The organism is Rhodoplanes sp. Z2-YC6860, assembly GCF_001579845.1.
Classification (GTDB): Bacteria; Pseudomonadota; Alphaproteobacteria; order Rhizobiales; family Xanthobacteraceae; genus Z2-YC6860.
This window is the reverse complement of record NZ_CP007440.1, coordinates 5,424,321-5,451,166: the sequence shown is the minus strand read 5'-3', so window position 1 is coordinate 5,451,166 and position 26,846 is coordinate 5,424,321. Positions and strand designations below refer to the sequence as shown.

General features: G+C 63.6%; 25 protein-coding genes. 16 read left to right on the top strand and 9 right to left on the bottom strand.

Going from position 1 to position 26,846, the window contains the following annotated elements; genetic code table 11:
- Window positions 1-219: 219 nt before the first annotated feature.
- Window positions 220-1,167 carry an acyl-CoA desaturase gene (locus RHPLAN_RS25700; RefSeq protein ID WP_157100486.1) on the top strand — a complete coding sequence of 316 codons (948 nt, stop codon included), beginning with the start codon at window positions 220-222 and terminating at the stop codon, window positions 1,165-1,167.
- A gap of 34 nt (window positions 1,168-1,201) precedes the next feature.
- Here RHPLAN_RS25700 and RHPLAN_RS25695 read toward each other — a convergent pair whose 3' ends face one another.
- Window positions 1,202-1,615: a DUF3830 family protein gene (locus tag RHPLAN_RS25695; protein ID WP_068023962.1), complete on the bottom strand. Its 414-nt coding sequence runs from the start codon at window positions 1,613-1,615 to the stop codon at window positions 1,202-1,204.
- Window positions 1,616-1,870: 255 nt separating this feature from the next.
- Between RHPLAN_RS25695 and RHPLAN_RS25690 the strand changes: the two genes are divergently transcribed.
- From RHPLAN_RS25690 to RHPLAN_RS39675, 7 genes are all read left to right on the top strand, one after another.
- Window positions 1,871-2,911: an ABC transporter substrate-binding protein gene (locus tag RHPLAN_RS25690; RefSeq protein WP_068023959.1), complete on the top strand. Its 1,041-nt coding sequence runs from the start codon at window positions 1,871-1,873 to the stop codon at window positions 2,909-2,911.
- Window positions 2,911-3,777, top strand: a complete 867-nt coding sequence (locus RHPLAN_RS25685; protein ID WP_068023956.1) for an ABC transporter permease — start codon at window positions 2,911-2,913, stop codon at window positions 3,775-3,777. The genes RHPLAN_RS25690 and RHPLAN_RS25685 overlap by 1 nt, the downstream gene beginning before the upstream one ends.
- Complete coding sequence (locus RHPLAN_RS25680) at window positions 3,764-4,555, top strand: ABC transporter ATP-binding protein (protein WP_068023952.1); 792 nt, start codon at window positions 3,764-3,766, stop codon at window positions 4,553-4,555. The genes RHPLAN_RS25685 and RHPLAN_RS25680 overlap by 14 nt, the downstream gene beginning before the upstream one ends.
- A 17-nt stretch (window positions 4,556-4,572) precedes the next feature.
- Window positions 4,573-5,709 carry an LLM class flavin-dependent oxidoreductase gene (locus tag RHPLAN_RS25675; RefSeq protein ID WP_068023949.1) on the top strand — a complete coding sequence of 379 codons (1,137 nt, stop codon included), beginning with the start codon at window positions 4,573-4,575 and terminating at the stop codon, window positions 5,707-5,709.
- Between the two features lie 93 nt (window positions 5,710-5,802).
- Window positions 5,803-6,207: a RidA family protein gene (locus RHPLAN_RS25670; protein WP_068023947.1), complete on the top strand. Its 405-nt coding sequence runs from the start codon at window positions 5,803-5,805 to the stop codon at window positions 6,205-6,207.
- Window positions 6,208-6,224: 17 nt separating this feature from the next.
- On the top strand, window positions 6,225-6,629 hold the full coding sequence (locus RHPLAN_RS25665) for a RidA family protein (protein WP_068031846.1): 405 nt from the start codon (window positions 6,225-6,227) through the stop codon (window positions 6,627-6,629).
- 155 nt (window positions 6,630-6,784) lie between these two features.
- On the top strand, window positions 6,785-6,946 hold the full coding sequence (locus RHPLAN_RS39675) for a hypothetical protein (RefSeq protein ID WP_157100484.1): 162 nt from the start codon (window positions 6,785-6,787) through the stop codon (window positions 6,944-6,946).
- Between the two features lie 150 nt (window positions 6,947-7,096).
- On the opposite strand, the gene RHPLAN_RS25660 is transcribed toward RHPLAN_RS39675, so the two are convergent.
- Entirely contained in the window at window positions 7,097-7,570 is a 474-nt protein-coding gene (locus RHPLAN_RS25660) for a VOC family protein (RefSeq protein WP_068023944.1), read from the bottom strand.
- A gap of 238 nt (window positions 7,571-7,808) precedes the next feature.
- On the opposite strand from RHPLAN_RS25660, the gene RHPLAN_RS25655 reads away from it, so the two are divergent.
- Window positions 7,809-9,335 carry a L,D-transpeptidase gene (locus tag RHPLAN_RS25655; protein WP_068023940.1) on the top strand — a complete coding sequence of 509 codons (1,527 nt, stop codon included), beginning with the start codon at window positions 7,809-7,811 and terminating at the stop codon, window positions 9,333-9,335.
- A gap of 83 nt (window positions 9,336-9,418) precedes the next feature.
- On the opposite strand, the gene RHPLAN_RS25650 is transcribed toward RHPLAN_RS25655, so the two are convergent.
- Complete coding sequence (locus RHPLAN_RS25650) at window positions 9,419-10,081, bottom strand: transglycosylase (protein ID WP_237179915.1); 663 nt, start codon at window positions 10,079-10,081, stop codon at window positions 9,419-9,421.
- Between the two features lie 1,065 nt (window positions 10,082-11,146).
- On the opposite strand from RHPLAN_RS25650, the gene RHPLAN_RS25645 reads away from it, so the two are divergent.
- Window positions 11,147-14,437, top strand: a complete 3,291-nt coding sequence (locus RHPLAN_RS25645) for a beta strand repeat-containing protein (protein ID WP_068023937.1) — start codon at window positions 11,147-11,149, stop codon at window positions 14,435-14,437.
- A 447-nt stretch (window positions 14,438-14,884) separates the two neighbouring features.
- On the opposite strand, the gene RHPLAN_RS25640 is transcribed toward RHPLAN_RS25645, so the two are convergent.
- The 3 genes from RHPLAN_RS25640 to RHPLAN_RS25625 all read right to left on the bottom strand — a co-directional run bounded on the left by RHPLAN_RS25640 (window position 14,885) and on the right by RHPLAN_RS25625 (window position 18,523).
- Complete coding sequence (locus RHPLAN_RS25640; RefSeq protein WP_068023933.1) at window positions 14,885-15,391, bottom strand: glycosyltransferase family 2 protein; 507 nt, start codon at window positions 15,389-15,391, stop codon at window positions 14,885-14,887.
- Between the two features lie 32 nt (window positions 15,392-15,423).
- Window positions 15,424-16,296 (bottom strand): alpha/beta fold hydrolase, encoded by an 873-nt coding sequence (locus tag RHPLAN_RS25635; RefSeq protein WP_068023930.1) that lies wholly within the window; start codon window positions 16,294-16,296, stop codon window positions 15,424-15,426.
- A gap of 685 nt (window positions 16,297-16,981) precedes the next feature.
- A complete protein-coding gene (locus RHPLAN_RS25625) occupies window positions 16,982-18,523 on the bottom strand; it encodes a tetratricopeptide repeat protein (protein WP_068031840.1) in 1,542 nt (513 codons plus the stop codon).
- A gap of 128 nt (window positions 18,524-18,651) precedes the next feature.
- Between RHPLAN_RS25625 and RHPLAN_RS25620 the strand changes: the two genes are divergently transcribed.
- Window positions 18,652-19,113: a cupin domain-containing protein gene (locus RHPLAN_RS25620; protein WP_068031836.1), complete on the top strand. Its 462-nt coding sequence runs from the start codon at window positions 18,652-18,654 to the stop codon at window positions 19,111-19,113.
- Window positions 19,114-19,194: 81 nt separating this feature from the next.
- On the opposite strand, the gene RHPLAN_RS25615 is transcribed toward RHPLAN_RS25620, so the two are convergent.
- The 3 genes from RHPLAN_RS25615 to RHPLAN_RS25605 form a co-directional block, all read right to left on the bottom strand.
- Window positions 19,195-20,094: a GNAT family N-acetyltransferase gene (locus tag RHPLAN_RS25615; protein ID WP_068023924.1), complete on the bottom strand. Its 900-nt coding sequence runs from the start codon at window positions 20,092-20,094 to the stop codon at window positions 19,195-19,197.
- 101 nt (window positions 20,095-20,195) lie between these two features.
- The gene (locus RHPLAN_RS25610; protein ID WP_157100481.1) at window positions 20,196-21,167 is read right to left on the bottom strand and encodes an ABC transporter substrate-binding protein; all 972 of its coding nucleotides are present in this window, start codon (window positions 21,165-21,167) and stop codon (window positions 20,196-20,198) included.
- 70 nt (window positions 21,168-21,237) lie between these two features.
- Window positions 21,238-22,143 (bottom strand): LysR family transcriptional regulator, encoded by a 906-nt coding sequence (locus RHPLAN_RS25605; RefSeq protein WP_068023918.1) that lies wholly within the window; start codon window positions 22,141-22,143, stop codon window positions 21,238-21,240.
- Window positions 22,144-22,253: 110 nt separating this feature from the next.
- Between RHPLAN_RS25605 and RHPLAN_RS25600 the strand changes: the two genes are divergently transcribed.
- From RHPLAN_RS25600 to RHPLAN_RS25580, 5 genes are all read left to right on the top strand, one after another.
- On the top strand, window positions 22,254-23,222 hold the full coding sequence (locus RHPLAN_RS25600) for an amidohydrolase family protein (protein WP_068023916.1): 969 nt from the start codon (window positions 22,254-22,256) through the stop codon (window positions 23,220-23,222).
- Window positions 23,223-23,277: 55 nt separating this feature from the next.
- Complete coding sequence (locus RHPLAN_RS25595; protein ID WP_068023914.1) at window positions 23,278-24,261, top strand: Bug family tripartite tricarboxylate transporter substrate binding protein; 984 nt, start codon at window positions 23,278-23,280, stop codon at window positions 24,259-24,261.
- A gap of 78 nt (window positions 24,262-24,339) precedes the next feature.
- A complete protein-coding gene (locus RHPLAN_RS39670; RefSeq protein ID WP_068023910.1) occupies window positions 24,340-24,768 on the top strand; it encodes an HdeA/HdeB family chaperone in 429 nt (142 codons plus the stop codon).
- A gap of 98 nt (window positions 24,769-24,866) precedes the next feature.
- Window positions 24,867-26,405 carry a sensor histidine kinase gene (locus tag RHPLAN_RS25585; RefSeq protein WP_068023907.1) on the top strand — a complete coding sequence of 513 codons (1,539 nt, stop codon included), beginning with the start codon at window positions 24,867-24,869 and terminating at the stop codon, window positions 26,403-26,405.
- A gap of 15 nt (window positions 26,406-26,420) precedes the next feature.
- Entirely contained in the window at window positions 26,421-26,789 is a 369-nt protein-coding gene (locus RHPLAN_RS25580) for a response regulator (RefSeq protein WP_068023904.1), read from the top strand.
- The last annotated feature ends 57 nt before the right edge of the window (window positions 26,790-26,846 follow it).

Genomic DNA, 26,846 nt, shown 5'->3' with positions numbered 1-26,846 from the left:
TGGTTAAGGAGCCATGATTCGTGTGCGGTGGCGAGCCGCTCGGTAGGAATTAGCGTGGAAAAGCCGACGAAAGCCGGAAATCCCGAGGGATAACGACGGGCAGGTCGCCCCCACCTCGTTACCGACCGAGGGCTTGGCCGTCAGCGGGACGCGTTGCGTAAGCCGGTGAGGCGGGTGATGCTATCGCCTTATTGAGGGGCAATTCCTTTGCAGGCCAACGTGAACATCCAACCGGTCGGAGCTGGCGATACCGCCCACGCGCCGGCTCCTGCATCTGGCTATTCCCGGCGCATCAAGTGGCGATACGCCGTCCCAATTGCTGCTGCGCATCTCGTCGCGCTGCTTGCCTTCATCCCCTGGTTCTTCAGTTGGACCGGCGTCGTGTTGATGGGGCTTGGGCTTTACGTCTTTGGCACGCTCGGCATCAATCTCGGCTACCATCGGCTGCTGACCCACCGCAGCTTTTCCTCTCCGCGTTGGCTGGAGCGGACGCTCGCCGTTCTGGGCGCGTGCTGCGCAGAGGAATCGCCGACTGTCTGGGTTGCGTGGCATCGGCGGCACCACCATGTCGCCGACGAAGAGCTGGATCCGCACACCCCGCTGCGAAGCTTCGTGTGGGGGCACATCGGCTGGCTGGTGATCAAGAGCGACAACACGGAAGCCGGGCCGTTGATCGGCCGCTACGCCGCCGATCTGATGAGCGATCCGTTCTATGCGCGGCTGGAAACCTCCGACAATTGGCTCAAGCTGGCGCTGTCGACCTGGGTCCTCTATTTCGCGGCGGGATTCGGCGTGGCAATGGCTCAGGGTGCTTCGACCATGGAGTCGATCCAGTTCGGCTCGAGCCTGCTGGTCTGGGGTGCCGCGGTGCGAACCGTGTTGGTCTGGCACGCGTCGTGGTCGATCAATTCGGCAACGCACGTGTGGGGCTATCGAAGTTTCGATACGCCGGACAACAGCCGCAACAACCTGCTCGTCGCGCTGCTGACGAACGGCGAGGGCTGGCACAACAACCACCATGCGGACCCTCGTTCCGCGCGGCATGGCCGTGATTGGCGTGAACCCGACGTGGCCTGGCTCACCATTCGAGGTTTGGCGGCGCTCGGACTTGCACGCAATGTGGCTTTGCCGTCTCGCCGCATCGAGGCCACGGTCGAGAGCGGCTGACATCGTCTTCGCGATGCGCCAAGGCGCGCGAAATCTACGCCGCTTCGATCCGCAGCGGCTGCGCGCCCTCCCACAACACCATCTTGCCGAGCTTGGGCAGATCGTCGAGCGGCGACGTGATGGTGATGAAGTGGTTGCCGGCGAGCTGGCCGACCTTGCTTGCGAAATGCACGCCACCATAGGCCAGCAGAATCTCCGTCTCGCTGATGCCGCCGGGGTAGAGGATCATCTGGCCCGGCGCCGGGTAACTGGTCTGGTTCTCGGCCGGCACTCCCATGTCGGTGTCGCCGAGCGGGATCCACACCGCTTCACCGCTCCAGCGCACATGGATCACGCGCTCGGTGTAGGGCAGGAGCTTGCGGAAGATCTCACAGGTCCTGGGTGCCAGCGCAGTCTCGAATCGCGCTTCGAAGACGAAAGGGCCGGCGGTGATGCGGAGTTTGCTCATGTGTGGTCCGAGGTCGAAGGAAGATCGCAGTTGAGACTATCTCAATTGAGAGTAAAGCGTAAAACCCGCCCCGTCATCCCAGGCAGCGAACCGCGGCGAAACGCGGCACAGCGACGCGCGCGAGAACCGCATGGATGGTTCGCGCGCCGGTCACCTTGAAAGACCGAGGAGCCTGTGACGAAATATGCTCTCGCGTTGGCGGTACAGAAGTTGCCTGTCGGGCCTATCCACCACGCATACAAAGCGAGATACAAAATGACCGGACACCGCATCAATCGACGTGACTTTGGCAAGGCGGTGGGCGTGGCGACGGCTGGCATCGCGCTGCCGGCGATGCTGATGCGGCCGGCGCATGCAGCCGACACGGTTCGCGAAGGACTTCAGATCGGCGCCATGGGCGCGCTGCGCACGACGCTGCCTGAAGCCAACAAGAAACAGGACCTAGTGTTCGATGCGAAGGACTTCCGCGATAGCACCGCGGTGCTGCTCGCCATCGAGCAGGGCGAGCTGGAGACCGGCAACACCACGACCCAGCATCTGATCCGTGCGATCAGCGAGAACATCCCGGTCAAGTGGGTGTGCGGCTGGGGCGGCGGCTACAACGTCCTCGTCTCGCGCAAAGGCCTCGATCTCAAGCCGAACGATGGCGCATCGCTGAAATCGCTTGCGGCGTCGCGCAAGTCGTCGGGCAAGCCTCTGGCGATCGGCACCCCGACGGGCTCGATGCAGCACGCCAAGCTCGCGGTCTATCTGAAGTCGCTCGGCATCGATCCCGACAAGGATGTGCAGGTCGTCAACATCCCGTTCCCGAATCATCCGCGTGCCCTCGAAGCCGCCGAAGTCGATCTGGCGATGACGCTGTCCGCCTTCGGTGCGATCGCGATCGAGAAGGGCGATGCGGCGCTGTTCCTGCATCTGTTCGGCGGCAACTTCGGCAAACAGGAGGTGGGCTTCATCGTCACCGACAAGCTCATCAAGGAGAAGCCTGCGCTCCTGCAGCGGATCGTGAATGCGCATGTCGAGGCCATGAAGACCTTCATGGGCCAGCCCGACAAGCAGATCGAGTTCGAAAAGAAATATTCGCGGCTGCCCGACCCGGTGATCGCGATGCAGGAGCGCGAGTTCCTGAAGTACAACTTCCGCACCAACGTCGCCGACATCAAGACGATGGCGCGCGAGCTGCACGAACTCGGCTGGGTCAAGGAGGACTTCAGCGCCAAGGTCGAAAGCTTCGTCGATCTCTCGTTCGTGGCCAAGGCGTCGGGGCTGTCACCGGCCGAACTGTCAACGTGGTGATGTTGAACGAGACGCAATCTGCGGGCGAGCCGTCGCCCACAGTCGTCAAGCCCGGGGATTTCTGGCGGCGCACATCGCTGGTGCTGCAATACGCCATCTTCCCGGTGGCGATCCTGCTGCTCTGGCAGGTTTTCAGCACCATCGGCTTTGTGCGCAGGAATGTGCTTCCGCCGCCGTCCGAGGTGATGTGGGTCTGGTACGATCTCATCACCGGCCAGACCGACGCCGCAGCGCGCTATTCCGGCACCTGGCTCGACCATGCCTGGGCCAGCACATGGCGCGTGTTCGCAGGCTTCGGCTGGGGCGTCGCGCTTGGAATTTTCGTCGGGCTGCTGATCGGCCTCAGCCGCGTGATGGAGCGCGTGCTCGATCCGACCATCCAGGTGCTGCGCAACATTCCGGTCACGGCGTGGGTGCCGCTGTCGCTGGTGTTCTTCGGCATCGGCAACGCGCCGGCCGTGTTCATGATCGGGCTTGGCGCATTCTTTCCGGCGGCGATCAACTCGACGCACGGCGTGCGCCAGATCAACATCACGCTCTACAAGGCCGCGCGCATGATGGGCGCCAACGAGACCGAGTTGTTGTCGCGTGTGATCCTGCCGGCGGCCCTACCGTCGATCCTCACCGGCGTGCGGCTGTCGATGGGCATCGCCTGGGTGCTCGTGGTGGTCGCCGAGATTCTCGCGGTGCGGAGCGGGCTCGGCTATCTCCTGAACGACGCGTATCTGTTCTACCGCAACGACGTCGTGATCGCGGCGATGCTGAGCATCGGCCTGCTGGGATTCGTATGCGACCGGCTGGTGGTGCTGGTCCGCGATATGCTGCTCACCTGGAACGAGAGGGAGACCTTCGGTGGGGAGCATTAGCATCACCTCGGTCACCAAGCGGTTCGAGACCGGCGACGATTCCGTCACGGCGCTGGACGATGTCACGCTCTCGGTTCAGGAGAAGCAGATCGTCACGCTGGTCGGGGCGAGCGGCTGCGGCAAGTCCACGCTGTTGAACCTCGTTGCCGGCTTCGAGACGCCGACCGCCGGACAAATTCTTGTCGACGGTCAGTCCATCAAGGGGCCTGGACCGGATCGCGGCGTGGTGTTCCAGCAGACGGCTCTGTTTCCATGGCTGTCGGTCGAGGACAACATCGCGTTCGGCCTGTCGCTGCGCGCCAACAAAGGCAAGGGCAACCGCGAGCAGGTGGTCGAGCGCATGCTGCAACGGACCGGACTGGCAGCGTTCCGGCAGCGCAAGCCCGCCGAACTGTCGGGCGGCATGCGCCAGCGCGCGGCAATTGCGAGCGTGCTTGCGATCAATCCGTCGACGTTGCTGATGGACGAGCCGTTCGGCGCGCTCGATTCACTGACGCGATCCATCATGCAGGATTTCCTGCTGGAGATCTGGGAGGAGCAGCGCAAGACCGTCGTGCTGGTCACCCACGACATCGACGAGGCGATTTATCTCGCAGACAAAACCGTGGTCATGACCGCGCATCCCGGCCGTATCCGCGAGGTGATCGACGTCGATCTGCCAAGGCCGCGGCGCTACGACATGCGGAGCGACGCGGCGTTCATCAAGCTGCGCGATCACGTCACCGACATCGTTCGAACCGAGGCCATCAAGGGCACCGCTGCCTCGGCGATCAACTAACAGGGAGAGGTGCAAACATGACCGACCAGGTCGGCACGAAATCGAACCCCATCCGCGATTCCAAGAATCGCATCAAGCTCGGCGTTTTCGGCATCAGCGGCAATGGCGCTGCCTTCACGTTCCATCCCGACCGCTTCAAGTGCAGCTGGGACGCCAACGTCCGGCTCGCGCAAAAAGCCGAAAAGCTCGGGCTCGAGGCCTTCGTCTCCGCGATGCACTGGAAGTCGTTCGGCGGCGACGACCACTACAGCGGCGACTTCATGGAGGCGTTCACCTGGGCGGGCGCCGTGGCCGCCGTGACAGAGCGTATTGCTGTCGTCAGCACACTGCATGTCACGCTGATGCATCCGGTGTTCGTCGCAAAGGCGGCGGCAACCGTCGATCTCATTTCCAAAGGCAGGGCGGGCATGAACCTCGTTCTCGGCTGGTATCCCGGGGACATGAAGCTTTTTGGCTACGAGGTGAAGGAGCACAGCGACCGCTTCGAGCTCGCCGAAGAGTGGATGGAGATCTTCGACCGTCTGTGGTCGGGGCGGAAGAGCTTCGACTACGACGGTCAGAACTACAAGCTGAAGGATGCCTACAGCCAGCCGCACGGCGTGCAGGCGCGTCCGGTGCTGTTCAACGCCGGCCGCTCCCCGCGCGGCCGCGAGTTCGCCGCCAAGCACTGTGACATCGCTTTCGTCTCCGCGCACAATCCCGACCCCAAGGCGATCAAGCAGCAGGTCGAGGAGTACCGCAAGGACGCCCGCGAGAAGTTCGGCAAGGAGATCCAGATCTGGATGTCGGCCTATGTCGTGCTCAAGGACACGACTGCGGAGGCCCAGGCTTACGCCTACGACTACATCGTCACGCAGGGCGACGATGAGCCGGTGCAGAACATCATCCGCAACAACGCCATCGACACCAAGGCGATGCCGCCGGAAGCGGCGGCCAAGCTCGCCTACGCCTTGAAGGCAGGCTTCGCCGGTTATCCCTTGGTGGGCGATGCGGATCGCATCACCAGCCTGTTCACGAACCTGTCCGACGCAGGTGTGGACGGCTTCCTCCTGACCTGGCTCGACTACGAAGGCGGCCTCGAGCGCTTCGGCCGCGAGGTGCTGCCGCGCTTGGAGAAAGCCGGACTGCGCGTCGCCGTCGACGCCAAGGTCTAAGGCAACGCTATCGCTCAGCCGCTGCTCGCGGAATCATTTGCGAGCTTTTTCAGACGTTCACGACTTCATCGCACACCATCTCACGGAGCTCCCATGCCAAAGCAGATCATCACGTCGTCCAAGGCGCCGACCACCGGTTTCACGCCGGGCCAGGCGGTTTCGCCGCTCGCGCAGGCCATTCGCTTTGGCAACATGCTGTTTGTGTCGGGTACGGGCTCGCTCGATCCCGTCACCGGCCAGGTGGTGCCGGGCGACATCGTGGTGCAGACCAAGCAGACCCTCGACAATCTGATGAGCGTGCTGGAGGCCGCGGGTGCAACCGCCAAGAACATCGTCAACATGCGCGTCATCCTGCGCAACGTGGCCGACTTTCCCCGCTTCAACGAAACCTTCCGCGAATACTTCGCCGGCGAGAAGGTGACGCGCACCTGCTTCGGCGGCGTACTGCATCGCGCCGGCACCGACGTCGAGATCGACTGCGTCGCGATGTTCGATTGACGCGAGGCAACCACGCCATGCCGAAACAGATCATCGCGTCATCGTCGGCGCCGACACCCGGCGCCACGCTGGGGCAGGTGGACTCGCCGCTCGCGCAGGCCGTTCGCTTTGGCAACATGCTGTTCGCCTCGGGCCTGGGATCGGTCGATCCTCGCACCGGGGCGGTGGTTGAGGGCGACATCGCAGCGCAAACGCGGCTTGCGCTCGACAACCTGATGAGCGTGCTGGCGGACGCCGGCGCGACCGCGAAGAACATCGTCAACGTGCGCGTCACGCTGCGCGACGTCGCCGACTTTCCCCGCTTCAACGAAACCTTCCGCGCCTATCTTGCGGGCGAGAAGGTCACGCGGACGTGCATCGGCGGCATCCCCAACCGCGCCGGCATCGATGTCCAGATCGATTGCATCGCGATGTTCGACTAGCGGGCGGCCTCTATAAGTATCTGTTTTATTTGGATTAATTCCGCCGAAAATGGCTGCATAGCCAGCTTCGGCCAAGTTGTGACTTTGCGCACTTCACGATTCAGCCAACGCGGATCATGCTCCAACCATTGCAGCGGTCCACTTGGGAGGCTCCGATGAAAGGCACTGAAGGTTTTGCCAAGGTTTGGGAAGAAGCCCACCGCGAGCGCAGCGAATATGTGTGGTCGATCATCTCGCGCTTGCTGGCCACGCCGCGCCGCGCGGCTCCCAAGGTCGAGAAGCCCGTTGGACTGACTCCCGCCGTGCAGCAGCGTTAAGCGCCGGCACCATTTCGAGAACCAAAGGCCGCCGTCATGGCGGCCTTTTGCTGTCTAAGCCTGTCCCTGCGATTGCTTGATCGCCCGGGCATTCCGGACGGCACGATCGTACCGCCAGAAACCTCAGAGACACGCTGCCCGCCGGGAATCCTACCCGCGACGCGCCTTCTCGATCGCCGCGACGTCGATCTTCCGCATGTCCATCATCGCCGTGAACGCGCGCTTGGCCTCATCGCCGCCGGCCGCCATGGCTTCGAGCAGCACACGCGGCGTGATCTGCCACGAAATGCCCCATTTGTCCTTGCACCAGCCGCACGCGCTTTCCTGGCCGCCATTGCCGACGATCGCGTTCCAATAGCGATCGGTCTCGGCCTGATCTTCGGTCGATATCTGGAAAGAGAACGCTTCGTTATGCTTGAACGTCGGGCCGCCGTTGAGGCCGACACACGAGACGCCGGCGACCTTGAACTCGACCACCAGCACGTCGCCCTTCTTGCCGGACGGATAGTCGGTCGGGGCGTGGCGGACGGCGATCACCTCGCTGTCGAGAAACGTCTTGGCATAGAAGCGCGCTGCGTCCTCGGCATCCTTGTTGTACCACAGACAGATCGTGTTCTTTGCCATTGTGTGTCCTTTCAATAAGGCGTGGTGGAGCTGTCATCCGCCAAGTCAAAGATGGGGACCGGGGTGCCGTTCGCTTACCACAGGGCACATTGTCCACCTAAGGAATCACTGTCGCGGGGCGCCGTTGGTTCCGGGAGGCAAGTAACGGAGTGGATGGCGCTGGCGGTTGGTTTTCAAAGCTCGCGATCTGACACATAATCCACATATGTTGGGACGGGCATTTCAACCGGAGCAGGGGATGGTCAACTTGTTGGCAACGGCGCGGTCCACCGTGGCGGCGGGTCATTGGCGGTCTTCCACCATCGCAACGCTGGCGGCGGTCGCCGCGCTGACGGCACTGACCGCCGATGCGGTCGCAGGTCCGGCAAAGATTCCGCCGGTGGAGCAGGCGCAGCGCACTGTGGGCGAGCCGATCATGGCGATCGTCACCATCAAGAACCAGATGGTCACGTTCTACGACGCCGACGGCTGGATGACGCGCGCACCCGTGTCGACGGGCGTCAAGGATCGCGAAACGCCGGCCGGCATCTTCACGGTCCTGGAGAAGGACAAGGACCACCATTCCAGCATGTATGACGATGCCTGGATGCCGAACATGCAGCGCATCACCTGGAACGGCGTCGCATTGCACGGCGGGCCGTTGCCCGGATACGCAGCATCGCATGGCTGCGTCCGCATGCCCTACGGCTTCGCCGAAAAGCTGTTCGACAAGACGCGGATCGGGATGCGGGTGATCATTTCGCCGAACGAAGCGGCTCCGGTCGAGTTCTCCCACCCGGCGTTGCTGCAGCCGAACGCGGAGGCCATCGCGGCCGCTCCGGCGCGTGTTGCGGCGGCCGCCAAGGAGGCCGCGGACGCTGCCAAGGCGGCCGACGATGCGAAGAAGGCTGTCGTCGCAGCAACACGCGGGGCGGCATCGCTTACGGCGTCGCTCCGCAACTTGAAGGCGCTCAAGACCCGCGCCGACGCCGAACTCGCGTTTGCCGAAAAGGTGCTCGCCGCTGCCAAGACCGATCAGGCCAAGGCGCAAGCCGAGGCGCGGAAAGAGAAGGCCGCCACCAAGGCCGCGGGCGCAACGACGCAGTTCGACACCGCCACGGCCAACGCGAAGGCGAAACTCGACGCCGACGCGGCCGCAAAGGACGCCCTCAAGGCGGCCGAAGCCAAGAAAACCGCCACGGCCAAGGCCGCGACCGACGCGAAGCTCGCGGTCGAACCGGTCTCGATCTACATCAGCCGCGCGACGCAGAAGCTTTACGTCCGTCGCAACACGCACAAGCGCTGGCCGGACGGCGGCGAGGTGTTCGACTCGTCCATCGAGGTTCCGGTCGCGATCCGCGACCCCCACAAGCCGATCGGCACGCACGTGTTCACCGCGATGGCACGCAACGGCGACGGCCTGCGCTGGAGCGCCGTCACGATCGATCACGGTGACGAGGCCAAGAACGCTCTCGATCGTGTCACCATCCCGAAGGAGGTACTCGACCGCATCGGGCCGACCGCGCTGCCGCGATCCTCGATCGTCATCTCGGACGAGCCGCTGAGCAGCGAGACCAACTATCGCACCGAATTCGTCGCGGTTCTGAGCAACCAGCCTCAGGGCGGGTTCATCACGCGCAAGCCCACCCAGCAGCTCATTGCGAGTGACGAATTTCGCGGCGACGGCGGTGGCTTCTCGTTCTTCGGTAGTTGGGGCGGCGATTCCAGCAACACACGCCGGCGCGGCGACGATCGCCGGCAGCAGCAGCCGCGCGGCTGGTGGTAAGAGCCGGCCGGGACGCGACGTCCACTCCTCATGAGGGCGGACGTCAAAGCGGCGCCGCTACCATCCGCTGATCGGTTTGCGGTTCAGTTCGCAGCGGTCGTGGAATACAGCGCGTAAAAATGGGTCACGCGCTGTTGCCACATGGCGACGAACGCGCCTGACGTGAATTTGTTGACGTTTTTCCAGACCTTTTTGACGGCCGGAAGCGTGTTGCCCCAGATCGCGCGCTTGCACCACCGCTCGCCTTTTTCCTTGCCTTCGTCGGTGGCGCACATCGATTGCCAGGCCAGGCGCTTGGGGTGGCTGACGTGCTCGGCCGCGCCATCGATGCCTTGCTGATGGATCAGGTAGAGATCGTTCAGCGTCGGCTTCCGGTGCGTGAACATCTCGAACATGATGGCTTCGGTGATGAACTTCAGCGAGGCGGCGACCGTGTTGTCCCGCGCGTTGAGAATGTCGCCCGACCCGTATTTCTCGAACTCGGTCTTGCCGAGCTGGAACAGGCCGACATAGGAGCCGGTGCGCGCTGTCGGCTTGAAGTTGGATTCGATCTTGGCGACCGCCTTCATGAAGGTGAAGTCGAGGCCCAACAGGCCTGAGACCCATCTGATTTCCTCGACAGGCGTTCCAGGCGGGATGCGCTTGAGAGCGTCAAGCACGACATCCGCCGGTTTCGGGTCAGGCGGGATTTCCGAGTAGGCGTAGTAGGCGAGATACGTAAGATCCACCTTTGCCAGATCTGCCAAGTCCTGCTCCAGATTCGGCGCCGGACTCAAATCGGCTGGCTCAACGTCCGCGTCCTGCAACCGGGCCTGATCTTTGTCAGTCGCCGGGGGCGTTGTTTTTTGATCGACTGAATGCCCATCGGACCGCTCGGACACACCGAGTGTCTCCGTTGGCGCGGGCGACGGATTGAAATGGCGGTAACCCACCAAGCATGTCACGGCCCCAACGACCATGCAGGTGGCCACACCGGCCCACCAGGAAGTTCGCATTCCTGCTCCCCCCAGCGCCGGCCGAGTTCCACTCGAGACCGGCTATCCGACTCGAATCATACCTTGAAAGCCGTACTGGATGCCAATTCCCAGGCTCTGTCCGTCCCTGACGAACACGCGATTCTTCCGCGGTGTTGCCTTAGGGACAGCCGGCTTTTGTCGTTTGACACAGCGTCGCGCCGTGCTGCGCTGAAGCGGGCCTTGGCGCAGGCCTTCGTGCCAAAAGGCGATGGAACTCGATACCGTTGCCGAGGCTCTGTCTGGCCACTCTCTGCGGTCCTGAGAGCGGCCAGCACCCGCGTACGAATGCGGTCCAGAGCTTGTGGTCAGCGCCCGTGCCGCAGGCGTGCAACCGCAGACGCCCCGACGCGTTTAAGTCGCTCAAATTTTGCCCTTTGGAGCGACCCGCGATTCACCAACCGGCTGTGACTTTGCGCACTTCACGGCTTGCTGGATGGCGGCCAGTATGCGGCTAGATTTTCACGTCAGTATTTTTCGTCTTCCAACCTCTCGGCCCGGCTAACCCCGGGCCGTTTTCTTTTGACGACAACGGCGCGCGCAGGTGACCCGTTCTGTGACATGAGAGCGGCCGAGAACTGGTGCGCCCTCGCCATTTTTTTCGCGATTGCGTGCCCCGCGCTTCGGCCGCTACGCAGCCCTCTGACGAGGCAGCACGACAATTGTCAAAAACCTGTCATCCGGGTGTCACACAGCGCGGAAAAATTCGCGGCTCCAAAACCTTCCGTTCCTTGCCCCGGCTCAGGGGCGCCCCACGCCGAAACCGCAAACGTCCACCCCGTCGCCAGGAGCCGCGTCATGGCCAGCTTTACCGTCCCCACCAACACGACCGATTCCGCCGCGAAGACGGTGAGCAATGACGACACCGGAACCATTCAGAGCGGCGGCATCCTTACTGGCGCCACCGACATCACCTGGACCGGCGGTTCGGCCTCGCCGGGCGTCGTCATCAACAATTCCGGTTCGATCCTCGCGACGACACGAGGCATCGACACGTCCGGCAGCTTCTCGACCGGCAGTTTCACGCTCAACAACAACGCAGGCGCGAAACTCATCGCGTCGGGCAACGACGCATTTCGCATCAACACCAACATCACGAACGGGACGATCACGGTCGATAACGCCGGGTTGCTGGTGTCGGGCGCGGTGGATGCCAATGGCAAAGTCGTCGCGCATGCCAGCGGCCAGGCGCTCGATTTTGCCGCGATCACATCGCAGATGGCCTTTATCAACATTACCAACGAGGCGGGCGCAACGATCGGCGCGAGCGGCGACGACGCGATCCGTCCGGGCGCAGGCCACATCGACATCGAGAACAGCGGCCTGATCGACGCCACCGCTTCGGCGAGCCGCGCGATCAACCTCAATACGACGAACCTGTCCAACATCGTCACGTTTACGCTCAACAATCACCTGGGCGGCACCGTCCAGTCGCAGGGCGATGCCGTGCGCATCTCGGCATCGACGCTCACCGGCAATCCGTCCGGGACCTTCACGGTGGACAATGCCGGCACGATCCAGTCCACCGGTGTCGGCGGCAACAACGGCCAGGCGATCGACTTCAACGATCTCGTTTCGACCAACGGTAAGGTCACCATCACCAACGAGGCCACCGGCCTGATCCAGGCGGCGGACGCCGACGCCATCCGGGCCGGCACCAACGCCACGATCAACAATTTCGGCACCATCAAGTCGCTGAACGGCACGCCGACCTCGACCGGCAACGACGCTATCGACTTCCAGGCCAACACCGGCGGCACGGTCAACAACGGCGACGCGACCCACACGGCGGCGCTGATCTCCGGCGCCCGCCACGGCATCACCGGCGACAACCCGGTGACGGTCAACAACTACGGCGAGATCATCGGCAACAGCGGCTCGGGCATCAATCTCGACACCGTGAAGACCACGACGACGACCGTCATCAATCACGGCACCATCATCGGCACGTCGGTAACCGGCGACGGCGTCGATATCGACGGCCTGATCTCTCTCGACAACTTCGGCTCCATCCAGGCTACCGGTGTTCACGTGGTCGAGGCGAACGGCAGCGTCGATATCCAGGAGGCCGTGACGATCGGTGGTGGCTCGATCATCAATGAAGTGGGCGGCGTCATCACGAGCTTCGAGCGCGCCATCACGGTCAACGACAGCGATGGCACCGGCGGGCCGGGCGGCGTCAACGGGGACAATCACGGCAACGGCTTTGCGCCAACCATCATCACGAATTGGGGACTGATCCACGGTGGCACCTACGGGGCGATCTCGATCACCGACACGTTCGACGACACCATCACAAACCACGGAAAGATCGAAGGCAGCATCGTCTTCGCGAACGGCGTCGGCACCTCGAGCGGCAATGACACCATCAACAACTACGGCACCATCGATGGCACTGTGTCGCTGGCCGACGGCAACGACATCGTCAACGAATACACCGGATCGAGCCTGACGGGGTTGCTCGATGGCGGCGCCGGCACCGACACCGTGAACCTGCTGGGCAACGGGACCGGCACGCTCGCCAATGTGACCGGCGTCGAGATTCTGCACGTCCAGGGCGGCCAGTGGACGGTCACCGACAGCGAGAGCTTTTCGTCAGGCACCACGATCGACCAGGGCGCGGCGCTGGTTGTCGGCTCCACGGGAGCGCTGGCGAGCGACGTGCTCGACAACGGCGTGCTGAGCTTCGGCCATTCCGACACCGTGAACTTCGCCAATACCATCACGGGGCAGGGCTTCGTCGAGCAGATCGGCACCGGCACGCTGGTGTTGAGCGGCCACAACAGCTACGGCGGCGGGACCGAGGTCGCTTCCGGCACGCTCGACGTGGTCCAGGCGGATTCCGCAGGCACCGGCGCGATCACGCTCGATGCGGGAGCGCAGACGCTCAAGCTCGAGCTGACGGCTTTCACCGGCGGTCATTTTGCCAATGTGGTCGATGGTTTCTCCAGCGAGGACAGCATCGATCTCGCGGGCAATAACGGTGCCACCAACGCCACGCTCGGGGCCGGGAATCTGTTGACGGTTTCTGGCGGCTCCGGCGGTACCGTCACCATCCAGCTCGATCCGAACCAGAGCTTCGCCGGCGATGTGTTCCGGCTCGCGTCCGACACCCATGGCGGCACGACGGTGACGGTCGAGCACGACCTCGCTCCGGTGCTTTCGTCACCGGACAGTTTCTCGATCCAGGAGAACCACACCGCGGTCGGCAGCGTGACCGCCGCAGACCCGGAGCAGGACGCATTCGTCTTTGCGATCTTTGGCGGTGACGACCAGGGTTTCTTCAAGATCGATCCCCACACCGGCCTGCTGAGCTTCATCAACTCGCCGGACTTCGAGACGCCGGAGGATGCCAACCACGACGGCGTCTATGACGTCGTCGTGTCGGCGACCGATGCGTTCGGCGCCGCGAGCAGCCAGGACATCAGCGTCAAGGTGACGGATGTGGCCGAGACGGGCCGCACCATCAACGGCACCAGTGGCAACGACATGCTGACCGGCACCACCGGGGACGACACGATCAACGGCGGCAACGGCAACGACACGATCGACGGCGGCGACGGTAACGACATCATCTCCGGCGGTAACGGCAGTGACATGCTGATCGGCGGCCGTGGCAATAATGTCATGGACGGCGGCAACGACAACGACACGCTGATCGCCGGCAACGGCAACAACACCATGACCGGGGGTAACGGAAACGACGTTCTGACTGCGGGTAACGGCAACAACGTGATGTCCGGCGGCAATGGCGACGACGTTCTCATCGCCGGCAACGGCAACAACGTCATGGATGGCGGCAACGGCAATGACGTGCTGAGGGTTGGCAGCGGCAACAACATCCTCACCGGCGGCAACGGCAACGATACGTTCGTGTTCCCGGCCAATCTTGGACAGAACGTCATCACCGACTTCAGCCACGGCGACGTCATCGAGTTCGATCACGTGTTCCAGAACTTCCAGGCGGTGCAGGCCGCCATGCATCAGGTCGGCACCGACACGGTCATCACCGTGGCGTCCGACGAGACGGTCACGCTCAGCCACGTGACGATGAGCAGTCTGCACGCCTCGGACTTCCTGCTGGCCTGAGGCCGTACAGGCCGGATTTTTTGGAAGGGGCGGGCCGATGCAGCCTCGCCCCTTCATAGTTGTGAAGAGGGCAACCGCTCAAGCGAGCGCTTACCGGCGGACAGCTGTTCTTTCCTGAACATCCGCCAACGCATCCGCAGAAGCTGCATCCGCGTCTTCCAAACGAGGCTCGCCGGCATGGGGTCGTAGACCTCGTTGCGATCGAGGCCGGTGAATACTCCATGCGCCGGTAAAATTCCGGATGCTCTGTTGGCAGGTCTACCCGGCCGCGCGCGCGTTTGATCGTTTTGAACTCTTCGAGCGATTTGAGCAGGAAATGATCGACCCGCGCGCCACGCCACAGGGTTCGTGCCGTGGCTCCAGGACCGAAATCGGGATACCATTCGGTGATGTCTTCGCCGTAGACATCGACGTAACGTCCTTCCGATACACTGAACAGATGAGGATTCAAGGCGCACACAAACCGATCAACGCGAACGACGGTTTTGAGTGCCGGTTGCTCCTGAAATCCTGCTCGGCGCGACGCTTGAAGCGTGTTGTCACAAGGCCGCGGCCCGGTTTGATGCGGCCAGATGAGCCGTAACAGGCCCAATTCAGCGCCAGAGCGGAGACGTTCGGGTCTGAAAACATCTCAGTGAAGAAAGTATCGACCCGTTCGGACGCGAGCGGCCGAACGAACTCGTCGATATCGATGATGACTGCGAGATCCAGAGATCCGCGCAGTCTTGGAACAATTTCGTCGTAAGCTGCTAACTGCGCGAGGTGACGGTCCGTGAAGTCGAACCGTACAATATGTCCCGCCCGGTCGAGGCGTTTCAGCAGGTCGCTGGTGCCGTCGTCGCCACCGTTATCCGCGATGAAAAAATGCCAGATGCCGACAGCCCGATGGAAGGCCACCCACTCGAGCAGGAAGGGTGCTTCCGTCTTGGCGATCGCAACGATTCCAACGCGCACGGTTCTGCCTCCGCGACATGCCTGGCTGGCAGCTACGCCGGCACGTGCCGCTTCAGGAAATTGCGCGCGCGGTTGATGGTGCGGGCTTTCAGCTCCGGCGGGTCCTTCCAGGGAAACACCGTGATCTCGGCATTGGGCGCGAGCGAGGCGATGTCGATCGATACCTGGAGCGGATGCGCGACGACATCATCGGGCAGCACCAGCATCGGCGTCTGGCAGGACTTCGCGAAGTCGCGCGTCACGCTGTACACGAAGTCGGGGCGCACGCGGTAAAGATTGTGCAGATACTTCTCGATGGTTTCCATGGAAACATCGGGCCGCCGCTCGCGCAGCTCTTTGGCCCAGACGTCGCGGCCGGAGTCGTACATGTAGTCCGGTTTCTCCGGGCGGTGCCCGACCGGCTGGCTCAAGAGCGCGGCTGCGATGCGTTGCGGCGCGCGCTCCATCAGCTTCATGGCGAACGGGCCGCCGATGCAGTTGCCGAAGAAAAAGAACCGGTGGATGCCGAGATGATCCATCACGCCGAGTTGATCGTCGGCGAACGCGCCCCAAGGGTCGTCGATCGCCAGCGGTCCGGTGGACACGCCGCTGCTGGCGTTGCGCTGGTCCATGATGATCACGCGGAAGTCGTTCTTGAACTCCTCCATCACGTTGATCACCGCAGTTGGCCAGTTCGCGATGCGCGAATTCAAGCCGCCGCCTGGCGTCGCCAGCAGCGGAAAGCCTGTGCCGATCTCCGCGTAGCGGATGCGGACGCTGCCCTTCTCGTAAAAGCCGGTCTTGGCGCCTGCCGGCAATCCCTGGACCGCTGCTTGCGGCGACTGGGCGAACACCTGCGGCGCCGCCGTGGTCGCGGCGGCAGCTGCGCCGGCTGTCAGAATGGCGCGTCTGTTCTGATCGATCATCGGTCCTCCCGTTTTCGCAGCCACTGTTCGAGCTGCCGATACTCCCAGGATCGCAACGAACGTCGCCTTACAGTAGCATGGATAACGAACGCTGCGACCGGCGGCCATGTTGCCGCGCAGGCTGCGCTTCGCCAGCTTTTGCCGGCCCACATTCGGGGCGGGGGTTGTCTGTTAGTCCTGGACAAATCCGCCGCCCGCGAAACCTTTTCGAATGAACCAAAAGCGGCCTTCGAGCGTTGTTCCGTCCGAAAAGGGAGACGATCATGCGCAACGTGACGAAGGCTCTCATGGCGTTTGGTTTGGTGGCTGGTGCGGCTACTTTCACGGCGCCCGGAGCCGACACTGCAAAGGCTCAAGGCTTCTCGATCGATGCCCCCGGCATCCATGCCCGTATTGGGCACAGACGCCATTATCGTGACAGGTATTACCGAGACTACCGAGACTACCGAGACTATCGAGGTTATCGATCGTACGGATACGCGCCGCGCCGTTCGCTCTGCGGGCCGTACCGCACACTCCAGGATGGCGTCTGCAAACCCTATCGCGGCTACTAGCCTCAGCAGCGGAGAATGGGAGGCCGCCTTAACGGCGGTCTCTTTTTCGTTCAGCTGAGGTTTCAAAGCACGCATCACATCGCACGCCGCATCTGTCGCTACGACAGAGCTTCATCGCGGGCTCGGCTCGCCTACTCCGGAATGCCAACCGTCCGCAGCGCGTCGCCCAGGGCCTTGGCCAGCACCGGCTCGCAATCGACGCCGGCGAAGTGTCCGCCGAATCTGTAGGCCGGCTGCAGCTCCAGCACGCGGGTGGCCGCGCTCTTCGCTTCGTCGGTCCGGCCGGTCTTTACGAGCGCCGCGGCCAGCAGCATGTGCGACATGCTGAAACCCGGATTGAACTGGATCGCCTTGCGCGCCGCGGCCGTGGCCTCCTGATATTGCCCGCGTGCGAAATGCCCGAGCGCCATGCCGTGGCAGGAAAACCAATTCCAATGATCGACCGGGCTCAGCCGCAACGCGCGCTCGCCCCAGTCGATGGCGCGCTCGGCGTCGCCGCCCCAGCCGAACACCACGCTGCCGATGAGATACGTGAAGGCGGAGGAGGGGCTGAGCGTGAGCGCAGCCTCGAAGGCCTGCGCGGCTGCGGCGCGGTCGTGACCATCCATGCCGATTGCGAAGCCGGCAAGCGTGAGCGCCGTGCTGTCGTCCTGGCCGCTGGCGATTGCGGCATGCGCATGTCGCACGGCGGCGAGGCGGTTCTCCTCGCGTAAGCCCCCGCGCAGATACAGGCTGTGGTGGCACATCGAGAGATGCCCGTGCGCCCGCGCATAGTCCGGTTCGAGCGCGAGCGCCTGTTCCAGGATCGGCATGGCCCGGGCCACGCCGTCCGGCATCGCCATGTCGAGCGAGATGGCTCGCAGCAGAAGGTCGTAGGCATCGAGGTTCTCCGGCCGCTTGCGTTTCACGCGCTCGACCTCCGCGCGGCGCAGGCTCGGCTCGATCGCGCTCACCACGTTGAGCGCGATCTCGTCCTGCAACGCGAACACGTCGTCGAGCGCACGATCGAAGCGCTCGGTCCACAGGTTGCCTGCGGTTTCCGCCTCGATCATCTGCGCCGTGACGCGGACGCGGCCGTTGTCCTTGCGGACGCTGCCTTGCACGAGATAGCGCGCGCCAAGCTCGCGGCCGGCACGCTTCACGTCGACCGCCATGCCCTTGTAGGCGAAGCTCGACGGACGCGCGATGACGAGCAGCCATTTGATGCGGGAGAGGCCTGCGACGATGTCTTCGACCATGCCGTCGGCGAAATAGTCTTGCTCGGGGTCGCCGCTCAGGTTTGTGAATGGCAGCACCGCGACCGACGGCTTGCCGGGCAGGGAAGCGGTCGTCTCTGACGCAGCCGGCGCCGCAGGCGCGCCGCGTTCGACCGGGGGACCCACATAGCGGTAGCCGCGGCGTGGAATGGTCTCGATCCAGTCGGCGCCGCCTGCGCCCTCGAATGCGCGGCGCAGCGCCGCGATCTGCACCGTCAGATTGCTGTCTTCGACGGCAAGCCCCGGCCAAGCCGCTTCGAACAGTGCGGTCTTGGCGACCGGGGCGCCGGCGCATTCGAGCAGGAGCCGCAGCAGCGCGACCGCACGCTGGCCGAGCACGATCGGCTCCGCGCCGCGAAACAGGATTTCGGCCTCGGCGTCGAGCCGGAATGGGCCGAACCGGTAGGTCTCCGCCATGGATGGGGCCACCCCTTTCGGAAACACTTTGCAACTTTTTCCGACCGATTTCACGACTTGCGCGGGCGCCGCGACCACCATGGGGACATCGCAAACGCGCGATGTTGCGCAAAGCCACGGAGGATCTCATGACCGCGAAAGCTGTCGTCCGCATGCCCGGCGAGGGCAAACAGGTCTCGCTCGCCGGAAAGCCGCTGTTCTTCCTGGTGACCGGCCAGGACACCAAGCACACGTCGATGTTCGATTGGACGTTGCCGCCGGGCTTCTCCACCGGCACCCACGTCCATCGCGTCCAGGAAGAGACTTTCTATGTGCTGGAGGGGGAGGGTGAGTGGACGATCGGCGGCGAATTGATCCGCGCCAAGCCTGGCACTTATGTGTTCATTCCCCCGGGTGTGCCGCACAACATCGCCAATCCCAGCGACAAGACGATGCGGATGATCATGACGGTCTCACCGCCCGGCCACGAGCACTACTTCGAGGAGTTGGTGAAACTCGTGGCGCAGAGCACGCCGCCGGATGCCGCGGCCATCGGGAAACTGCGCGCCCGCTTCGACACCGAGCAGTTGTCGTCGCTGAAAGCCAGTTGATCGCCGCGGACCCGAGACCGGCTGCCGCTGAGACTAACGCCGCCAAGACCCGCGCTGCCGCCGCCGTTGGCGGCGGCGCGATCACATAAAGCCCGGATTTCGGGGAAGGTATCGGGTCCAATCGCCGAATTCGCGTGTCGATACCAGCACCATGGGAAACCTGATCCGCATCCCATGCTCCAAGGCAATGCCGGGCGCTTCACTCGTGCCGGGAAGGAAGGCGGACAAATTTTCGGCGCCGTCTGTTGCCGCCTGGCTCAGCGCTGTCCTGAACGCTGCGCCCATATGGCGCGCTTCTGCGACCGCCAGAGGACCCACGTGACCATTGGCCGAGACATAGGCGTAGCCGACGCAATCGCCATGCTGCTTCAGGAAAACACCTTTCATCGTGGCATCGCCGAGAAGATAACGGTGATGCTTCTCGCGTGAGACGCCCAACGCACTCAAATCGAGTTGTGCCAGCGTGTCGAGATGCGAGGCGGAAGGTTCGATCGCGACGCAATGGAGCTCGTCGCCTTGCCGGGGGGGCTTGAGCGTGGCACGCGTGCCGCTGAACAGATAAATCGGCAGGCGCGGCAACATTCCATGCCGGATATACAGTCCCTGCGACACGACGTTGAACGTGAATGTGATGAGGCTCTTGTTGGTGGCCCCCGCCTTTCGGGCATGATCGAATGTGTGCGCCAAGAGCCGATTGCCGATGCCGCTACCTTGCCGGCCGGGGGAGACAAACAGCTCCGCCAGAAACCATAAATCCCCGCACACCCAGCTCAACGCGGAACCGACGATCTCCCCGTCGGCTTCTGCGATCCACAAGCCGTCGGGATCATCCTTGAGGGAGAACGATTGGAAATCCGGACGGCCCACGCTCGCCATGGACCCAAAACCGTGACGTTCGGTCAGGTCGTTGATGCTGCCAACGACGAGCTCTTGCATCCGCTGCAGGTCGTCAGCGTGAGCAGGTCGAAAGACGATCGGCATCGGTCACTCCCTTGCGGACCGCAATGATAGAGTAACGGACCGAAGTAGCGCCAATGCCCCGGGCGAACTGCTGCCGCACCGGTTGCAACATGCATGCCTTCTCATTCGATCACATCGCTGGCGAGCGCAGACAGCGGCAGAGGAACAGCGATGCCGAGCGCCTTCGCAATCTTGAGATTGATGGTCATCTCGACCTTGGTGGCCTGCTGCACCGGCAGGTCCGCGGGTTTCTCGCCTTTGAGGATGCGCGCCACATAGGTGCCGGCGAGACGATAGGCGTCGGGCAGATCTGCGCCGTAGTTGAACAGGCCGCCAGCTTTCGTCAGCTCGGACACCTCGCCGCAGACCGGCAGTTTGTGACGCGTCGCAATGCCCGCGATCTGCGCCGACAGGCTGTTCATGGTGGGATCGGCGCCGACCACCACCGCGCCGGCCTTCAGTTCGGCGGCCTTGGCGAAGGCCTTCTCGATCTCGTCGAGCGTCGTGACCTTCATGATTTCGGCGGTGACGCCGAGCTGCGCCTGCGAGCGTTGCGCTTCGCCCGTCATCTCGTCGGCGTTCGCATTGGCCGGATTGATCAGCACCGCGAGCGACCGGGCGTTGGGCACGAGCTGGTGTATGATCTCGATGCGCTTGACGATGAGGCCGACGCCGAGATTGACCACACCGGTGATGTTGGCGCCGGGGCGGTTGAGGCTCTGCACGAGACCTGAGCGAACCGGTTCCGCGCCTTGCTCGAAGACGATGGGAATGTCGGACGTCGCAGTCTTGGCTGCGAGCGCCGCGGGGATCGGAGCTGCCGCAATCGCGGCGACGCGCCGGCGCACGAGATCGGCGGCCATGGCAGGGAGCCGATCGTAATGGCCGTCAGCCCAACGATACTCGATTGTCAGATTCTGCCCTTCGGTGAAGCCCGCCTCGCGCAGGCCCTGGCGGAATCCCGCAAGCTCCTTGGCGTAGCCGGTGGCCGAACTGGCGTGAAGGAAGCCGAGGACCGGCGCGGCCTGCGCCTTCGCGGCACGCGGAAAAGCCGCTAGGGCCGCAATTCCCTGGATGAACCCGCGTCGCCGCATGACCTGTTCCCCGACCTTGGCATCGTAGCTGCTCAAGCTTGCGTGTTGGAAGACGCTCTGGCTTCTCGTCTTAACTCTTCGCCTTGGCGATTTCCTTGCAGGCCAATTCGATTTCCGGCCGCAAGAGCTCAGCGAATAGGCGCATGGCCTTGCTCGCCGAGCGATCGTTGCGGTGGATCAGCGTGCGCTCGACCGTGAGCCGCTTCAGCGGTCGCCCCGACAGCTCGCGGGTGCGGAGCTGCCGGAAGAAGGTGAGGTAGGGCGCGATGGTGTAGCCCACGCCGGCCTTGATCATCTCGATCATCAGTCGCGGCGAATCCGTCTCCGCCACGATCTTGATCTCGTGCCCCGCGCGCCGCATGTCGCGCTCGACCGCGTCGCGCGCCGCGTTGTTGGAGTGGGTAAGAATCAGCGGTAGCCCGTCGAGGCTCTGGCTCGCCGGCCATCCACGCGCTCGTCGCGGGCCGAACATCCAGATCGGCTCATCGAACAGGATTTCAGACAGGAAGTGACGGCTGGTTTCAAGGCCCGTCGCACTGACGATCGCGATGTCGAGGCGGTCGTGCAGCACGGCCTTCCACAGATCGTCGCTGATGCTTTCGCGCACCTCCACGATCACCTTCGGATGCGTCTGCATGAACGTCTTCAGCGGCCGCGTCAGGAGAAACGTGCTGAGCGAAGGAGGACAGCCGATGCGAAGCCGGCCGCTCGGCGCGATCGAGGCGTCGGCAACGTCGCTGCGCAGCTGCTCGAAGTCGCGCAACTGACGCTCGGCGCGCTCCAGCAGAATCTGGCCCAGATCGGTGACGCTGACGCCGCGGGCGTGGCGCTGCAGGAGCCCGCCGCCGAGCTCGCTTTCCAGGAGCTTGATCTGGCGGGTCAGCGCGGGCTGGGAGATGTGCAGGTCGCTCGCTGCGCGGCTGAGACTCTTGTTGCGCGCCACGGCGACGAAGTAGCGCAACTGGGCGAGGTTCATCGGGCGGCCGACCTATAACGCAAGGTTATATCTTCCGCCATTAAATACGATTGGCTCGCGAACCGCAAAGCGACGACATTGCGGCCTCGATAACAAGAAAGGCGGCCCGCATGATCATCGACTGGCACGCACACATTTACACCCCGGAGGAAGCGGCCGACGACAAAGGCACGTGGGACGGCAAGGGCGGTCCAAGCTGGGGCGAACGCGGCTGCCCCATGGTGCTGGAGAATTTCCTCGGGGCGCATCACGAAGCGGGCATTGACGTCAGCGTCGTGACCAACGCTGCGCATTATCTGCGCGGCAAGAGCGCGAGCGAAGAACTTGCGGCCGTGCAGAAGTGGACCGACTACGCTGCGCGGGTGCAGTCCGACCACAAGGGGGTGCTCTATTCGTTTGCGACGATCCTGCCGTGCGGCGGGCCGGCATTCATCAAGGAAACCGAGCGCGCGATCCGCGTGCTTGGCCTCAAGGGCGTCTTCATCCACTCGAGCCACAAGGGTAGCTACCCCGACGACGACGAGGCACGGCCGTTCTGGGAGCTGATCGAAGATCTCGACGTGCCGGTGATGATCCATCCGCCGAACGCGGGCTTCGGTGAGGAGCGCATGCGCGAGTATCGGCTGGCGTCGAGCATCGGCCGGCCGTTCGATCTGTGTCTCGCGCTCGGCCGCCTGATCGTGCGCGGCATCCTGGAAGACTTCCCGAAGGTGAAGCTCGTCGCCTCGCATGGCGGCGGCGGCATCTGCGAGACCATCAGCCGCATGGACTATGCCTACGAGCTGGGCGACGAGGCGTTCTTCCTCGGTCCTTACGTGCCGATGAAGATCAAGCGGAAGCCCAGCGAATACATGAAACGGCTTTACATCGACAGCGTGACCTACAACGAGCCGGCGCTGAAGATGGTGCTGGAGTGGATGGGGCCGGACCGCATTCTCTATGGCAGCGATGCGCCGCCGCTGACGTCGCTGAAGCCCAAGGCGATCAAGCTGATCAAGGATCTGGACATTCCGGAGGCCAGCCGCGAGGCGATCCTCTGGAAGAATGCAGCAAAGCTCTTGAAACTGAACGTAGTATAAAAAGACCCGGCATAAGCCGGGCTGACGATCGGGTGAGACGGAGGAGGAGGAGGTTATGCAGAACACGGGCATGAAGCCCGGGACGTTGCGCGCAGCCTTGCTGTCGTTTGCGTTGGCGGCGCTGCTTCCGTTGCAGGCATCGGCGCAAAACTACCCGGCGCGCACTGTGAAGTTCATCGAGAATGTCGGGCCGGGCGGCACGTTCGATGTCTTCCTGCGTGCGCTCGCCCAGGAACTGCAAAAGCGCCTGGGCCAGGCCTTCATCATCGAGCCAAAGCCCGGCGGCAATTTCATGCTGGCGGGGAGGGCCTGCGCCGAGTCACCGCCCGATGGCTACACGCTCTGCGCCTTGTCCGGCGAGACGCTGGTCTACAACGATTTCCTCTACAAGAACGTCGGCTATGACACGCGGCGTGATCTGGCGCCGGTGACCAATCTGTTCTTCAACACGCAGGTGCTGGTGGCGCACGCCTCGCTCGGCATCAAGTCGCTGACGGAGTTGCCGGCGGCGGCCAAGGCCAAGCCGCTCGCCTTCGTGACGCCGGCCGTTGCGCAGCGGCTGTTCATCCAGCGCTTCAACAAGCAGCACGGCATCGACATCGTGAACGTGCCATTCCGCGGCGGCGGCGAAGCGCTGACCGGCATCCTCAACGGCTCGACCCCGATCGCGTTCTTCGGCGGCGCGAACTTTGCGCCGCTGATCGCCGAGGGGACGCTGGTCGGGCTTGCGGTCGACAGCGACAAGCGCTCGCCGCTGTTCCCGCAGGTGCCGACGCTGAGCGAACTTGGCTACACGGAGCGCATGAACCGGAACTACTTCGGCATCGTGGCGCCGGGCGCGACGCCCAAGCCTCTTATTGCGCAGATCAACCGGGCCATCGTCGAGATCATCCGGACGCCGGAGTTCAGGCAGAAGAATCTGGTCGACCGCGCGCTGGAGCCGATCGGCGATACGCCCGAGGAGTTCACGCGGTTCCTCGACACGGACCGCGAGGAGTTCAAGAAAGTGACCGCCGAGGCCGGCATCGTGCCGCAATAGGGCGAAGCGGGCGGTTTCACGCGGGGCGTGCCGCGGGGTAGAGTGGGGCGTGTTCGCTCCGCTCGAGGTGACGCCGCGATGACATGCAAGATCCGCCTTACGCTGCTGGCTGCGATGCTGGCGGTTTCCTCGCCCGCGCTGGCGCAGAAGCAGTTCGGCGCCGCGGGCGTGACCTGCGCGCAGTACACCAAGGGCGCGCGCACGAGCGATATCACCTATCACCAGGCGTCGAACTGGCTTCTCGGCTATGTCAGCGGCGTCAACGCGGCCCAATCGGCAAACGGCGGCGCGGCGGCCATCAACCTGACCAACGACCAGGTGCTCAAATCGGCGGCGGACTATTGTGCGGCGAATCCGCAGGCGACGATCGCAAGCGCAGCCCGGCAATGGTACGCGACGTTGCCAAGGCAGGCCGCGCCCGAGCCTGCCGCAGCGGCGCGCGAGGACAATTCGATCCGGCTCAATCTCGAGGCGCCGAAGCTCAAGCCGCTGCTCGATCGGCATTGATACAATCCGAGCTTGCGCGGGCATGGAACTTTCCGGGCCGGTTCGGCCTAATACTGGCCAGTCCGACGACCGCCCGTCGCCCCAAAACCAGCTTCGATATGCCTGAAATCCCCGAAATCGTAACCGATGCCCAACGGCTTGCGACCCTCGGCAGCTATCGCATTCTGGATACGTTGCCGGAGGCGGGGTTCGACGACGTGGTGATGCTCGCGCGGCAGGTATGCCAGACGCCGGTGGCGCTGGTCAGCTTCGTCGAATCCAACCGCCAATGGTTCAAAGCGGCGTTGGGCACCGAAATGTGTGAGACGCCGATCGAGCAGTCGGTGTGCGCACATGCGATCGCACAGAACGACACACTGATCATCCCCGATCTCACCAAGGACGGACGAACGGCCTGGAACAGGCTTGTCACGGACGAGCCGCACATCCGGTTCTATGCCGGCGCGATCTTGCGCTCGCTCGACGGCCAGCCGCTCGGCACGCTGTGCGTCATCGATCTGGAGCCTCGGCCGCAAGGCCTGACGTCGGAGCAGGTGGCGGGGCTCGAGGCACTGTCGCGGCAGGTCATGGTGCTCCTGGAACTGCGCAGGGCGGCATCCGAAGCCGAAGGCACGATCGCGCAGCAGCAGACTGAGCAGGATGCGCTCGAACGCCGGCAGGCCGCGAGCGAGCGTCTGATCGCGCGGCTGCACGACAACGAGCGCCGGCTGCGGATGGCGCAAGAGGCGGGCCAGATCGGCACTTTTGAGATCGACATCGCGACCAACCAGATCCGGCCGAGCGAGCAGTTCTGCATCATCTTTGGGCTGCCGGTGTCGCGTCTCATCCCGGCATCGGCAGCCGAACGAATGGTGCATCCCGACGATGCGGCGATCGTCTCCAACGAGTCGGCGCGCGCTCTCGGTCAGCTGGCGCCGACGATCGAGTACCGGATCAAGCGGCCGGACGGGACCGTCGTCTGGATTTCCCGTCGCGGCGAACTCGTTCGTGATCCGCGCGGCCAGCCAGTACGCATGATTGGTGTTGTCCAGGACATCACGCAGCGGAAGCAAGCGGACGACCGGCAGCAGGTTCTCAATCACGAGCTGAGCCACCGGCTGAAGAACACTCTGACAATGGTGCAGGCCATCGCGACCCAAACCATGCGCGGCGCGAGCGACAAGGAAGCGGTGAAAGCGTTCAACCGGCGCGTGACGGCCTTGAGCCGTGCCCATGACATCCTGCTGCAGACGAGCTGGAGCAGCGCCGACCTCAGGAACGTGCTGACGGCGGTCATGGAGTTGCACGCCGACGCAGGTCGGTTCTTCGTGGCCGGCCCGGACGTCCGACTCGGCGACAAGGCGGCGCTTTCGTTGTCGCTGCTGGTTCACGAGCTTGCCACCAACGCGGTCAAGTACGGCTCGCTATCGATGCCGGGAGGCGGCGTTGAGACGACTTGGCGGATCGACGGCAGCGATCTTGTGCTCTCATGGCGGGAGTTCGGCGGCCCGGCCGCCCAGGAGCCGGAACGGGGCGGCTTCGGCACCCGGCTGATAAAGTTGGGCATTGCGGGAACGGGCCAAGCCGAACTCGCTTATACTTCGACGGGCTTCAGTGCAGTTTTCCGCGCGCCACTGTCTCTCATTGTGGATCGTTAGGAGGCAGCGGATACCATGACCATTCCGGCTGGCGACAAGGTGACTGTCCTCATCGTGGAGGACGACCCGCTGCTGCTTCTCAACGCCATAGATTTCCTCGAAGACGCCGGATTCCGAACGCTAACCGCCGTCAATGCCGATGCCGCAATCCGGCTTCTCGAGGCACGAAACGACATCTGCATCGTGTTCACGGACGTCGACATGCCCGGAACGATGAACGGCGTGAAGCTCGCTGCGGCGGTTCGCGACCGTTGGCCGCCGGTCGCGATCGTGGTGACATCGGGCATCGTCACCTCTCCCGACTTGCCCAAGGGCAGCCGCTTTTTCGCAAAGCCGTTCGAGCCGCAGCGCGTCGTCGATGCGATGATGGAGATGATCGTCTAACCGCGACTATCGACGCGGCTCACGCGGTCCCGTTCGCAGCGCTCTCCGTTTTTTTTG